This is a genomic window from Streptomyces omiyaensis, assembly GCF_014650895.1.
Lineage (GTDB): Bacteria > Actinomycetota > Actinomycetes > Streptomycetales > Streptomycetaceae > Streptomyces > Streptomyces omiyaensis.
This window is the reverse complement of the sequence record NZ_BMVV01000023.1, coordinates 1-12,568: the sequence shown is the minus strand read 5'-3', so window position 1 is coordinate 12,568 and position 12,568 is coordinate 1. Positions and strand designations below refer to the sequence as shown.

The window sequence follows — 12,568 nt, the reverse complement described above, 5'->3', positions numbered from 1 at the left end:
TCAGGCGGTGCCGACGGAGGGAGGGCGCCGCTCCGCGGGCCCGTCCGCGGGCCCGCCGGGACCGTGGCCGGGCAGGTGGAGGCACATGCGGAGTTCGTCGACGGGCACCGCCGCGACCGGCTGCCCCCAGAGCTCGCCGAGGCGGCGGGCGACGTCGAGGAGCCGCCGGCGGTCCTCGGGGGTGTGGGCGGGGAAGCTCGCCCGGCCGCGCGCGGAGACCTCGTGGCCCAGTTCTGCGAGGAGGACGGCCCGGAAGCGGCGTTCCTCCTCGTCGGTCAGCGGGGAGGGCACCGGCGCCTCGGGCACCGTCCGGACATTGCGGAGCTCACGGGGCTCCGGGGCTTCCATGAGGGGGCCTCCTCCTCGGGTGACTGGGGGCTGACGGGGTCGCCGGGTCGCCGGGTCGCCGGGTCGCCGGGTCGCCGGGTCGCCGGGTCGCCGGGTCGCCGGGTCGCCGGGTCGCCGGGTCGCCGGGTCGCCGGGGGAGTCTAGGCCTCGGTTCCCGGAGCGCGCCGGGTGGGCGGTGCCCGCATATTCCGGTGCGTCCGGGGCCGGGCCGGTGGTGGAATCGGCGGATGCGCACGTGCGAGTGGACGACGGTGGTGGACCGGGGACGGTTCCCGGACGCGGTGACCCCCTGGGACGACGAGGAGTGGCGGCGGGAGGTGCTCGGCTGGGCCGAGCGGGTCCTGGCCCGGCACGGGGCGGCCGAGTGCGGGGCGCGCGAGGTCCGGGTGCGGCCGTGGTCGGTCCTCGTCCGCTTCCGCACCGGCCGGGGCGAGCGGGACGCGGTGTGGCTGAAGGCGGGCGCCCCGTCGAACGCCTTCGAGGCCGGGCTCGCCGGGGCGCTCGCCGCGTGGGCGCCGGAGCACGTGATGACCCCGCTCGCGGTGGACGCGGAGCGCGGCTGGTCGCTGCTGCCCGACGGCGGGCCGCTGTTCCGCGGGGTGCTGGACGCGGGCGCGGCCGGCCCGGAGGCGTGGGCGACGGCGCTGGGGCGGTACGGGGAGTTCCAGCGGCGGATCGTCCCGTACGCGGACCGGCTCGACGGCCTCGGGGTGCCCGGGGCCCGGACCCGGGACCTGCCGGCCGCCTTCGACGCGCTGGTCGCCGCCAACCCCCTCTTCGACGCCGCCGAGCGGGCCGCGCTGCTGCGCCGCCGCCCCCGGCTCGTCGGGCTGTGCGACGAGCTCGACGCGTACGGCCTGCCCGACTCGCTCGACCACTGCGACCTGCACGACGGGCAGGTCCTCGCCCCGGCCCCCGGCCGCTTCACCTTCTTCGACTGGGGCGACGCCTGCGTCGCGCACCCCTTCGGCAGCCTCCTGGTGCCGGTCCGCGAGGTGCGGGAGCGGTACGGCCCCGGGCACGTCGCCCCGATGGTGGACGCGTACCTGGAGCACTGGACCGGCCTCGGCCCGTCGGCGGCGGAGCTGCGGCGGGCGGCGGCGCTCGCGGTCCGGCTGGCGGCGCTGGGACGGGCGGGCTCCTGGTTCCGGCTCTTCCCCGGCACGCCGACCGGCGACAGCGAGGAGGCGAGCGCCTACTGGGTGCGCGAGCTCTTCGCCGCCGCCGACGCGTGGTGACCCCGCCGGGACCGTCGGCCCCTACAGGCCGACGTCCCGGGCCCGCAGGTCCTCCAGGGTCTCCCTCCTGACGAGCAGCCGGGCGGCGCCGTCGCGGACCGCGACGACCGGCGGCCGCCCGACGAGGTTGTACGGGGAGGCCATCGACAGGTGGTAGGCGCCGGCCACGGGGACCGCGAGCAGGTCGCCGGGGCGGAGGTCGGCGGGGAGGCCGACGTCCTCCGCGAGGAGGTCGCCCGCCTCGCAGTGGCGGCCGGCGACCGTCGTACGGACGACCGGCGCGGTGGAACGGCGGCCGATCAGGCGGGGTGCGTACCGCGCCCCGTAGAGCGCGGGGCGCGGGTTGTCGCCCATGCCGCCGTCGACGGCGGCGAAGCTGCGCCCTGCGGTCGTCTTCACGGCGAGGACCCGGTAGACGGCGACCCCGGCCGGTCCGACGACGGCGCGCCCGGGTTCGACCAGCAGCCGGGGCACCGGGAGTCCGGCGGCGGCGCAGCCCTCCCCGAGGGCGGTGCGGAGGCGGCGGGCGAGGGCGGTCGGGTCGAGGACCGGGTCGCCGGGCCGGTAGGCGATGCCGTGGCCGCCGCCGAGGTCGAGCTCCGGCAGCACGACGCCGTGGACGTCGCGGATCCGCGCCATCAGTCCGACGAGCCGGCGCAGGGCGGTGAGGTAGGGCTTGGCGTCGGTGATCTGGGAGCCGATGTGGCAGTGCAGGCCGGTGAGTTCGAGCTGCGGCCGGCCGAGGACGCGGGCGACGGCGTGCTGGGCGTGCCCGTCGCGCAGGGAGAGGCCGAACTTCTGCCCGTCCGTGCCGGTGCGGATCTTGGCGTGGCCTCCGGCGGCGATGCCGGGGGTGACGCGGAGCATGACCCTCTGGTGGCCGTGGGGTCCGACGGCGGCGGCGATCCGGGCGATCTCGGCCGGGCTGTCGATGACGATCCGGCCGACGCCGAGGCGCAGCGCGGTGTCGAGGTCGGCCGGGGACTTGGCGTTGCCGTGCAGCAGGATCCGCTCGGGCGGGAAGCCCGCGGTGACGGCGAGCTCGAGCTCACCGGCGGAGCAGACGTCGAGTCCGAGGCCCTCTTCTTCGACCAGCCGGACCAGCCCGCGGCAGAGGAACGCCTTGGCCGCGTAGTGCACGTCGGCCCCGGCCTCGGGGAAGGCGGCGCGGTAGGTGCGGCAGCGGTCGCGGATCTCGGCCTCGTCGAGGACGTAGACGGGCGTGCCGTGGGCGTCGGCGATGTCGGCCAGCGGCACCCCGGCGAGGAGGACGCGTCCGCCCGGTTCCTCGGTGGCGGTGGCGGGCCAGACGGAGAACTCGCGCAGCCGTGCGGCGGCTTCGGCCCCGGGGCTGGGACTGGGGCCGGGACTGGGACTGGGCAGCTCGGTGACGGTCATGCGGCCTTCCCCCTCGCGGTGGCGTCGAACCGGCGGGCGCACCGCGCGCCGGGGGACGGTGGTACGGGGGCCGCCGGGGACGGGGCTGAGGCCGGGGGCGAGGGCGGTGTGGGGGCGGGCGCGAGGGCCGGGGTGGGCGCGAGGGCCGGGAGGGTGCCGTCGGCTCGGGCGAACGGGGCCGTGAGGACGGGGTCGACGGTGAGGGCGCGAACGCCGAGGGGCCGGGCGAGGGCGCGCAGCGCGGGCTCGGAGAGCGGGATCCAGGGGTGGGCCGCGCCGAGGGTGGCGCGGAGCCGTTCGGGGGTGGTGAAGGCGACGGCCGTACGGGAGCCGACGGGCGTGCGGAAGAGGCGCGCGGTGACGCCGTGGGCTCCCGGCCGGACGGGCACGCAGAGGCGTCCGGCCGGGGCGGGTTCGGAGGGTTCGGCGGGTTCGGCGGGTTCGGCGGACTCCCGCTCGGCCGGGGTTCGGTCGGCGGGTTCTCGGTCGGCCGGGGTTCGGTCGGCGGAGTGCGGGGTGCGGGGCATGGGCTCCTCCTGGGACGGGTCGCGGCTCCGGCGGCGGTCCGGCGGGGCGCTTCCCCGCAGCCTTGCCCGCCGGAGCGGGGTTCGTCCGCGTCCCTGACGCGGTCCTGACGCCGACGGGGCCGACTCTTGACGCGATCGGCACGCCCGGACGCCCCGAGCCTGCCGACGCACCCGACCCGCTCCGGCCGTCCGCCCCTGTCACCCGCCTCGCCCGCCCCACCCCTCCCGTCCCGATCACTCAATGCTTCCATTCACCCAAGCCGCTCAGCATTCACGGACGTGCGCACCGCCGGCCGAGCCGGGCCGTCCGGGACGGGCCGGCGTCCGAGAAGAGGGAGCTCCACCGTGCCGTCGCACCGTCGCCCGAAGCAGCCGCACCCCCGCTACGCCGGTGTCGTGACCGCGGCGGCGGCCGCCGCCGTCGCCCTCTCCGCCCAGCAGGCGACGGCCGGTCCGCTGCCCGGCCCCACCGGGAAGGGCGGCCGGGCGCGGATCGACGGGCTCCACGAGGAGGCGACCCGGGCGACGGAGCGGTACAACGGCGCCGAGGAGCGCGCCGAAGCGCTCCGGCGGCGGGCCGGCACCCTCCGGAACGGCGTGGCGCGCAAGCAGGCCGGGCCCGACGAACTCCGGTACCGCATCGGCCTCCTGGCGGCCGGCCGGTACCGCGCGGGCGGACTCGGCCCCGCCCTCCGGCTCCTCCTCTCCCCGGATCCCGACGCCCGCCTCGAACGCGCCACCGGTCCTCCGTCCGGCCGGCGTTCCGGCACCCCACTGGCACGTGGTGTCTCCGTTCCGTCCGACGGCCCCGCGACCGAGCTCGGTCCGCAATACCTGGAGGGGGTATCAACTCTCCCGACAGGAGGGGGTTCTCGCCGCCCGGACCGGCCGGAAGATCCTCATGGCACCGCGTGCCGGGTGGGAGGGGACCGGAACGTCGGCTGGACGGAGGGCCGGGGGAGCTGGAAACCTCGGCGATCGAGGACCCGATCACCGGTCCCGTACGTGCGCCGCCGCGAGGGGAGCGTGGCGCGGGCCCGTGATCGCCGCGTCCTCGCAGGCGCGTCCGCCGCACCCGTGCGCGCCGGTACAGCGAGGAGGAGGACCACCGATGACCGCCGCCCGGGAAGAACGGCTCCGGCTCGACGCCGCCAGCGTCGACAACGCGAGGACGACGCTCCTCCAGCTCCTCGCACGGGCGGGGGTGTACTCCGGGGACGCCGAGGAGCTGATCGGCCTCGTCGAGGCGGGCGCGCTCGCCGTCGCCCACGCGTCGCTGTCCGGCGACGGGCGGCAGGCCCCGCCCGGGAGCGGCGAGCCGTACGCGGAGGGCTGGCGCGACGGCTCACGAGCCGTCACGGACGGGCTCGCGGGCCTCGCCGACCGGGCCCTGGACGCGGCCGTCGCGGTGGAGCCCGGCACGGACCCCGACGACCGGCCGCCGGTCGGCCGGATGGAGGTCGAGCGCGCCAAGGTCGCCGTCGTCCCCCTGTTCCTCTCCTTCTCCGAGGAGTCCGACCTCGACCCCGAGGTGACGGAGCAGGTCCTCGCCTCGGCGCTCGCCACGATGGGGGTACGCCAGCGGGCGGCCTATCCGGGCCGCCTGACGGCCTTCGCGACGGACCACCGGTCCCATCTGGAGCGGCTCTACGCCACGTACGGGCCGGGCAGCGCGATCGCCATCCACGGGCGCTACACCCTGGTCCACTCCCCCACGAGCCTCGCCGTCCTGGAACGGCTCGCCGTCCGCCCGGCCGAGCTGCGCGAGGAGTGGGACGCGGCGGAGCTTCCCCCCGCCTGGCTGGACGGGCTCACGCGCGCCTGGGACGCGACGGACTGACACCGCCTCACGGACCGGCGGCCGAGGGGGCCGGCGCGGTGCCCGTCCCCGGCGGACGGTCCGGGAGGGGCAGGAGGCGTACGGGGTGGGATCCGGCCGCCGCGTGCCGTTCGGCCCACGCGGTCCTCGCCGCGCGGCAGGCGCGGTCGAGGTGGTGCAGACCCGACGGGTCCACCTCCACCGGCCGGTCGCGCGGGAGCGCTTCGAGGGCGTCGAGCACTTTCGGCAGCCGGAGGAAGGTCGCACCGCCGCTGAGCCGCACGCGCAGCACGCCCGCGACGGGGCGCGCATCGTCCGGGGCGGGACGGCCCGCGCCTCCGGCCCCCGCACCCCCGGCCCCCGCGTCCCCGGCCCGCGCGGTCTCCCCCGTCCGCTCCCCTCTCCCCCGTCCGCTCCCCTCTCCCCCGTGCTCCGTCCGACCCGCCTGCTCCAGGTGGTCCTGCCGGAGGTGGGGGAACCGGGACGGGTGTGGAGGGAGCCGGCGGGGCGGCGCGGAGGACGGCATGCGGAGGAACCCCTCGCGGAAGGGAGGCGAAGCGGTCTGCCCGGAGGCGGGAGACCACGGATCCATCGGCCCGGGGCGACCGGACGGCCGCCGTCGGACGGCCCGCGGCCGGGGGCGGGGGCGGGGGCGCGCCGAACGGCGGCGGGGCGCCGGACGCGGCCGGACGCGGCCGGCCGCGGCGGGGTCCGGGCCGGGGCGGAACGGGCCCGGTAGGGCGGCGCGGAGAGGGGGCGGAGGGTGGGGCCGCAGGATAGTCGGGGCACGGGCGGGGCGGTGGCCGCCGGCGGTTTCCGGCCGGAAGCGAGCGGTACGTGACGGGAACCGCCGGGGGTCCGGCGCGGGGGCGCACCCGCGCCGGGGGCGCGTCGGCCGTGGGCGCCGCTCACGCGCACGCCGGGGGGCGCGTGAGGGGCGGGTGCGATCCGTCACAAGGAGGCCCGGCGAGGGCCTACCCGGTAGCGCGGGAGGCGGGGGGCGCGCATAGGGTGGCGGCATGCCCAGAACCTCTCCGGCCCTTGCCCTGGACGCCCTTCTCGAAGGCAACCGTCGCTTCGTCTCGGGCACGCCCGAGCACCCGAACCAGGACGCCGCCCGCCGCACGGAGCTCGCGCCCGGCCAGGACCCGTTCGCCGTGATCCTCGGCTGTTCCGACTCGCGGCTCGCCGCCGAGATCATCTTCGACCGGGGCCTCGGCGACCTGTTCGTCGTCCGCACCGCCGGTCACGTCGTCGGCCCGGAGGTCCTGGGCAGCGTGGAGTACGCGACGAGCGTCCTCGGCGCCCGCCTGGTGGTCGTCCTCGGCCACGACTCCTGCGGCGCGGTCGCCGCGGCCCGCGCGGCCGTGGAGGACGGCTTCGCGGCGAGCGGCTTCGTGCGGGACGTCGTGGAGCGTGTGACGCCGAGCATACTGGCGGCCCGTACCGCCGGCCTGACGGCGGACAGCGACATCATCGACGAGCACATCCGGCACACCGCGAACCTGCTCCTGGACCGCTCCCGGCTGCTCTCCGACCAGGTGGCGGCGGGCGAGATCGGCATCGTCGGCCTCGGTTACGCGCTGGCCGAGGGCAACGCCCGCCTGGTCTCCACGCACGGCGTCCTGGCCGAGGAGGGAACCCCGGCGTGACGGCCCGCTTCGACTGCTCCGACCCGGCGGCCCGCGCGGCGGGCCTCGCGGAGGCCACGGCAGCGGTGCGCCGCGGCGAGCTCGTGGTCCTGCCGACGGACACCGTGTACGGGGTCGGGGCGGACGCCTTCGACCCGAAGGCGGTCGCCTCGCTCCTGGCGGCGAAGGGCCGCGGCCGTCACAAGCCCTCCCCCGTCCTCGTCCCCTCGGCCGCCGCCCTCGGCGAACTGACGGACGACCTCCCGGACGCGGCCCGGGCGCTGATCGACGCCTTCTGGCCGGGCGGCCTGACCCTGGTCGTCCGTCACCGGGCGTCGCTCGACTGGGACCTCGGCGAGACCGGCGGCACGGTGGCCGTCCGGATGCCCGACCACCCGCTCACCCTGGAGCTGCTCGCGGCGACGGGCCCCCTGGCGGTCTCCAGCGCCAACCTCACGGACCACCCGTCCCCGCAGGACTGCGACGCCGCCCGGCGAATGCTCGGCGACGCGGTGGCGGTGTACCTCGACGGGGGCGGGACCCCCGGAGCGGTCTCGTCGTCGATCGTCGACCTCAGCGGCGGCACCCCGGTGCTCGTCCGCGACGGCGTGCTGCCCGTGGCGGAACTCCGCGCGCTCGTCCCGGACCTGATCGTCCCCTGACCCCTCCGTCCGCCCCCTCTCCCGCCGCCCCGGCCCGGGCCCACCGGAATCTCCGTTGCCCGGGCCCGGGGCGGTGGCTACCGTCTGACGGCATCGACGTGTAGCTCAGCAGGAGAGCGCCGGGCTCGGGACCCGGAGGGCGCGGGGGCGGCACCCGCCACGTCGGCTCATGAACACGCACGCTGATCAGCAGCCTCCGATGCCCGCGCCGTCCGCGCAGCCGGCTCCCTCCGGCGCCTCCCCCTGCCACGTCCGGCGACAGCTGGCCAGGGCCTTCACCACGGCCCTCACCCATCCCGACCCCGCCACCCGGGAACGCGCCGGGGAGCGGGCCCGCGGCTGGCAGGACGTGCCGGCGGGGATGGCGTCCGGCACCCTGCGGATCGGTTCGCGCACACCGGTGACGGAGCTGCCCGCCTGGGTGACGCCCGAGGTCCTGCACGGTGGTTTCGCGACCGGTTCGGCGCGGGCCGGAGGGCCGCTCCGGGAGTTCGAGAGGGAGGCCGCCCACCGCGCCGGGGTGCCCGCCGAACGGGCGGCGGTCTTCGCCCACCACCTGACCGAGCCGGGTCTCGCCGCCCTGTGGGAGCTGCTCGACTCGGGCCGCTACGAAGTGGGGCTGCCGGAGGAGGCCGCCCTCCTGACGGTGGCGTGGCTGGTCCGGGCGGGCGAGACCGACGCCGCGGTCGGACTGGTCGGTTCCCTGAGGCCGTTCGCGGACCGGCTGTGCTTCCTGCCGCGGCCGACGGGGCGCCCCTCGGCGACGGGCGGGGCGGAGCGTCCCGCGGACCTTCCGGTGCCGGAGCCGGGCGCGGTGCACCGCTCCACGGTCGGGCAGGCGCGGGAGACCCTGACCGCCAGGGGTCCGAAGCGGGCCGTGGAGGCGCAGCGCGAGGCGCTCGGCGTATGGCGCCCGTTCGCCGACGAACTCCTCCGGCACTGGCTGGAGCTGACGGGCCCCGAGGGGGTGGTGCGGCCGGGCGTCGCGCCGGAGGGGGCCTGGACGGCCCGGGGACGGGCGCTGCTCGACCGGTACGAGCGGCTGCTCGCCGCCCATCCGCTCACCGGCCGGCACCGGAGGCCGGGGAGCAACGAGGGGATCCTGCGCGGCGCGCTGGCGGAGCTGGTCTCCGGGCGGGAGCTGGACGCGCGACGGGCCGGGCTGGTGCGGGTGGCGGTCACGGGGATGGTGCGGAAGCGGGGCCTTCCCGGCTCGGAGCGGCACGCGGCGCTGCGGGGAGGGCAGGCCGCCCGGGCGGCGCTCCCCGCGCATCACACGCTGGCGCACCTGGTCGCGGAACGGCTGGCGGGGCTGCCCCAGGAGGCGGGGGTCGTCGACGCGGCCCCGTTCGTGGCGCCCGTGACGGCGGCCGAGGAGCGGCGCACCGGCGTGCCCGAGGGCGCCGAAGTGCCGCCGTCGGTGCGGCGGGTGGTCGACGGGGCGCGCAGTGCGCCGCTCGGCGTGCTGGTCGCGTCCGGGATCGTCCCCTCGGCTGAGGCGATGGCCGAGCTGGTGCCCCGGCTGGTCGCCGCCGAGCGGACCGCGGTCTACCGGGACCCGGAGCTGCGCGTGCTGATGGCGGCGAACTACCGCGCCTTCCGCAACCGCCGCTCCCTGCTGCTGCTCCACCTCGCGCGCCAGGTGGCTCCGGAGGAGCTGCCGTGGGTGCGGGCGGTGAGCGGGCACGCGCGGGGCGACGCCACCACCCGGGGCTCGGCGGCCGCGGCCGCGCGGACCCTGGCGGAGACGGCGGTGGAGCACTTCCCCGGCACCCTGCTGCCGAACCCGCTGGTGCGCGAACTCGGCGCGCTGCTCGACGCGTCGGGGCTGGACGCGCCGCTGACGGAGGAGCTGGCCGCGGACATCTTCATGGGCCGGTTCAGCGGGAAGTTCCTCGCCTCGGCGGGGATCGCGGCCGAACTCCTGGGCGGGGGCTCGCTGTACGAGCGGTACTACGGCATCGACTACGCGGAGCTCGGCGCCCTGGCCGCGCGGCGGGCCGGACCGTTCCCGGGCGGCGACGGGCGCGGGCGGGGAACCGGGCGCCGGGAGGCCCGGCGCCAGGAGGCCGACGCGCTCGCGGAGTTCGCCCGGCTGTGCCGCACCCGGGCGGGCCGGCCGGGGGGCCACGACTCCGTCGCGGGGAACGGCATGGTGATCGAGCAGGCGCAGATCCTCACCACGCACAACCTGGCGACGCTGGTGCGGCGGGTCGGGATCGCGCCGGAGCCGGGCTGGGCGGAGGCCGCGCGCCGCTGCTTCGGCACGGTCTGCCGGCTGACGGAGCGGGCGCGCCGGGCCCCCTACCCGCTGAGGGGCCTGAAGGACGCCGCGTACGCCTGGCGGCAGATGGTCTTCCACCTGTCGCTGTGCGGGGAGGCCGAGCGGGACCGGGTCCTGGAGTGGCTGCCGGCGCGGGCGGCACGCCGTGCGCCGGTGGCGTCCCGGCTGGCGCCCGCGCTGCTGGGCCTGCGGCACGTGGCCGAGGGCGGGCTGTTCGACGCGGCGGGGACGGCCCGGGCGGGGAGGGCCCGGCGGCTGACCGGATGGACGGTGTCGGAGCACTGGCTGCGGCCCGACCCCTGGAAGTGAGGCGGCCGTGCCCCGGCGTCCGCGGGGGGACGCCGGGGCACGGTCCTTCTCCGTCCGCGCGGGGTTACGGGACGAGGCGCAGGAGGCGGTTCGGGGAGCCGCTGCCCGGGCTGGTGACCTTGTTGGGGGTGGCGCCGTTCACGAGGGCGGTGGCGACCTGGGCGGGGGTGGCCGAGGTGTGGCCGGCGAGGTAGACGGCGGCGGCGCCGGCGACGTGCGGGGCGGCCATCGAGGTGCCGGAGATGGTGTTGGTCGCGGTGTCCCCGGTGTGCCAGCCGGCGGTGATGGAGACGCCGGGGGCGAACAGGTCCAGGACGGCGCCGTAGTTGGACCAGCCGGCCTTCGCGTCGGTGTTGCTCGTGGCGCCGACGGTGATGGCCTCGGTGACGCGGGCGGGCGAGGAGTTCTGGGCGTTCACGCCGGAGTTGCCGGCGGCGACCGCGTAGGTGACCCCGTCCGCGATGGAGCGCTTGACCGCGTTGTCGAGCGTGGTGGAGGCCCCGCCGCCGAGGGAGAGGTTGGCGACGGCCGGGGCTCCGGCGGCGTGGTGGGAGGTGACCCAGTCGATGCCGGCGACGACACCGGCGGTGGTGCCGGAGCCGTTGGCGTCGAGGACGCGGACGGCGACGACCTTGGCGGCCTTGGCCACGCCGTAGGTGGAGCCGGCGATGGTGGTGGCGACGTGGGTGCCGTGCCCGTTGCCGTCCTGCGCGACCGTGTCGCCCTCGACGGCGTCGTAGCCGTTGACGGCCCGGCCGGCGAGCTCCCTGTGGCTGATGCGCACGCCGGTGTCGATGACGTAGGCGGTGACGCCGGCGCCCGCGCCGTCCGGGTACGTGTAGGTGCCCGAGAGCGGGAGGGAGGCCTGGTCGATGCGGTCGAGGCCCCAGGGCGCGTTGGTCTGGGTGGCGTCGGCGCGGACGACCTGGTTCTGCTCGACGGTCGCCACCGCGGGGTCGGCGGCGAGGCGGCGGGCGGCCGCGGCGCCGAGGGTGACGGTGTAGCCGTTGAGGGCCGCGCCGAAGGTCTTGCCCACCTTGCCGCCGTACCCGGCTATCAGGCCCCGGCCCTCGGCCGACCCGGCGGCGAAGCCGGCGCCCGGCTTGAGCGTGACGAGGTAGCTGCCGGCGACGGCGTCGGGCGAGCCGGCCGCGAGGACGACGCCCTCGACGGGGGCCGGGGCGGCCTGCGCGGGCGCCACGGTGAGGCCGGTCGCGAGGGCGGCGACGGTGGCGGCGGAGGCGATCAGCGCCCGGCGGGCGGTGCGGTTCGTGGGGAGTGCCATGGTGAGGGGTTCCTCCTCTTGGCGGCGCGCCCTGGGGTCGGGCGGCGCGGTTCGTGGGGGTCGCGTGCGGTCGCACACGCCGCCGGGGAGGGGGTCCTCCGCTCGGCGTGGGCAGAAGCCTGTGCCCCATCGCCCGGGCGGATCAAGGAAGTTGACCTCTTGTCATGCATCCGACACGCTGCGGACACGGAGACCCCTCCGATCCCCGGCCGAAACCCCACGAACCACCCCTCCCCCACCACCGTCACGATCCGGCCGCCACCCACCAGGACCGGCCACCGGACGCGACCGCACGAAAGCCGGACGGAGCGTGCGGCGGAACCGCGTGCGGGTGGGCGCCCGCGCGGCGGTCCCGGGAGCGGGGCGGAGCGGTACGGGAGCGGGGCGGTCCCTGGAGCGCCGCGTGGGGGGGCGGCGGCGGCCGGGTACCGCGCACCGGCGTCGTCGAGTCCGGCGACGACCCTGACGTCCGCCTCGGACAGGCCCAGGACGCGGGCGACCTCCCGGACGAGAAGCGCATCCGGGTGGTGCCTGCCGCTGCGCGGCATGCGGACGGTGGACGTCGACAGCCCGGTTCCCCTCGCCATCGTCCCGACCGGGATCCCCCGCAGGTCCGTCAACCCGCCGAAAGCCCTCCCGAACGGATGCGGCTCCAGCTGCCCGGCGGGCGTGACGGCGGGACCGGGGAGCACGTCGCCGATCTTGGCCCGGAAGCGGATCAGCCGCTCGCCCGCGAACCCGACCTTCGCCACGAAGGGCAGGCTCTCGCCACCGCCGGAACCGACCGTGCCGGGCACGGACACCTCGGTGAACCCCGGCGGCAGACCGTGGTGATCGCCCTCGATCTCCAGGGGAAGCGCCGGCTCGACGTGACCGACCCTCCAGTCGCGGTTCCACCAGGGCAGTTCCCGCAGCACCCCGTCGAGGAAGGGCGGCAGCACGGTGAGGTCCACCGGCTCCAGAGGGTCCTTCCGCCCCGCCCGGAGGACACCGGGCCAGTACCTCAGCGCCGCCGCCACGTCCGCCGTCAGCGTGCGGTCGGTGATCTCCAGGGCCGCGCTCCCCCC

At 77.6% G+C, this 12,568-nt stretch carries 9 protein-coding genes, 1 tRNA gene and 1 pseudogene; 6 read left to right on the top strand and 5 right to left on the bottom strand.

All coding sequences use genetic code 11. The annotated features are described in order from the left end of the window. On the bottom strand, nucleotides 1-348 hold the full coding sequence (locus IE287_RS29195) for a hypothetical protein (protein WP_229883804.1): 348 nt from the start codon (nucleotides 346-348) through the stop codon (nucleotides 1-3). Nucleotides 349-575: 227 nt separating this feature from the next. Between IE287_RS29195 and IE287_RS29190 the strand changes: the two genes are divergently transcribed. Next, nucleotides 576-1,586, top strand: a complete 1,011-nt coding sequence (locus IE287_RS29190) for a phosphotransferase (protein ID WP_189852222.1) — start codon at nucleotides 576-578, stop codon at nucleotides 1,584-1,586. Between the two features lie 21 nt (nucleotides 1,587-1,607). On the opposite strand, the gene lysA is transcribed toward IE287_RS29190, so the two are convergent. Continuing rightward, nucleotides 1,608-2,984 (bottom strand): diaminopimelate decarboxylase, encoded by a 1,377-nt coding sequence (gene lysA / locus IE287_RS29185; RefSeq protein WP_189852221.1) that lies wholly within the window; start codon nucleotides 2,982-2,984, stop codon nucleotides 1,608-1,610. Next, nucleotides 2,981-3,511, bottom strand: coding sequence for an SAV_915 family protein (locus IE287_RS38810; protein WP_308436893.1), 531 nt, complete (start codon nucleotides 3,509-3,511; stop codon nucleotides 2,981-2,983). The genes lysA and IE287_RS38810 overlap by 4 nt, the downstream gene beginning before the upstream one ends. A 1,111-nt stretch (nucleotides 3,512-4,622) precedes the next feature. Here IE287_RS38810 and IE287_RS29175 point away from each other — a divergent pair. Continuing rightward, the gene (locus IE287_RS29175) at nucleotides 4,623-5,351 is read left to right on the top strand and encodes a hypothetical protein (RefSeq protein ID WP_189852220.1); all 729 of its coding nucleotides are present in this window, start codon (nucleotides 4,623-4,625) and stop codon (nucleotides 5,349-5,351) included. A gap of 7 nt (nucleotides 5,352-5,358) precedes the next feature. Here IE287_RS29175 and IE287_RS29170 read toward each other — a convergent pair. Further along, a pseudogene (locus IE287_RS29170) lies at nucleotides 5,359-5,628 on the bottom strand (hypothetical protein); the annotation flags it as partial. A 721-nt stretch (nucleotides 5,629-6,349) separates the two neighbouring features. Here IE287_RS29170 and IE287_RS29165 point away from each other — a divergent pair. The 4 genes from IE287_RS29165 (at nucleotide 6,350) to IE287_RS29150 (ending at nucleotide 10,216) form a co-directional block, all read left to right on the top strand. Further along, entirely contained in the window at nucleotides 6,350-6,982 is a 633-nt protein-coding gene (locus tag IE287_RS29165; RefSeq protein ID WP_189852218.1) for a carbonic anhydrase, read from the top strand. Continuing rightward, nucleotides 6,979-7,623, top strand: a complete 645-nt coding sequence (locus IE287_RS29160; protein WP_189852217.1) for an L-threonylcarbamoyladenylate synthase — start codon at nucleotides 6,979-6,981, stop codon at nucleotides 7,621-7,623. The genes IE287_RS29165 and IE287_RS29160 overlap by 4 nt, the downstream gene beginning before the upstream one ends. 94 nt (nucleotides 7,624-7,717) lie before the next feature. Further along, a tRNA-Pro gene (locus IE287_RS29155) sits at nucleotides 7,718-7,789 on the top strand. 3 nt (nucleotides 7,790-7,792) lie between these two features. Next, entirely contained in the window at nucleotides 7,793-10,216 is a 2,424-nt protein-coding gene (locus IE287_RS29150) for a hypothetical protein (RefSeq protein ID WP_229883803.1), read from the top strand. A 64-nt stretch (nucleotides 10,217-10,280) separates the two neighbouring features. On the opposite strand, the gene IE287_RS29145 is transcribed toward IE287_RS29150, so the two are convergent. Further along, nucleotides 10,281-11,501: a S8 family peptidase gene (locus tag IE287_RS29145; protein WP_189852216.1), complete on the bottom strand. Its 1,221-nt coding sequence runs from the start codon at nucleotides 11,499-11,501 to the stop codon at nucleotides 10,281-10,283. Between the last annotated feature and the right edge of the window lie 1,067 nt (nucleotides 11,502-12,568).

Coding starts and splice junctions, on each gene's coding strand:
- IE287_RS38810 (WP_308436893.1), bottom strand. CDS start 3,511: ATGCCCCGCACCCCGCACTCCGCCGACCGAACCCCGGCCGACCGAGAA.
- lysA (WP_189852221.1), bottom strand. CDS start 2,984: ATGACCGTCACCGAGCTGCCCAGTCCCAGTCCCGGCCCCAGTCCCAGC.
- IE287_RS29175 (WP_189852220.1), top strand. CDS start 4,623: ATGACCGCCGCCCGGGAAGAACGGCTCCGGCTCGACGCCGCCAGCGTC.
- IE287_RS29195 (WP_229883804.1), bottom strand. CDS start 348: ATGGAAGCCCCGGAGCCCCGTGAGCTCCGCAATGTCCGGACGGTGCCC.
- IE287_RS29150 (WP_229883803.1), top strand. CDS start 7,793: ATGAACACGCACGCTGATCAGCAGCCTCCGATGCCCGCGCCGTCCGCG.
- IE287_RS29190 (WP_189852222.1), top strand. CDS start 576: ATGCGCACGTGCGAGTGGACGACGGTGGTGGACCGGGGACGGTTCCCG.
- IE287_RS29165 (WP_189852218.1), top strand. CDS start 6,350: ATGCCCAGAACCTCTCCGGCCCTTGCCCTGGACGCCCTTCTCGAAGGC.
- IE287_RS29145 (WP_189852216.1), bottom strand. CDS start 11,501: ATGGCACTCCCCACGAACCGCACCGCCCGCCGGGCGCTGATCGCCTCC.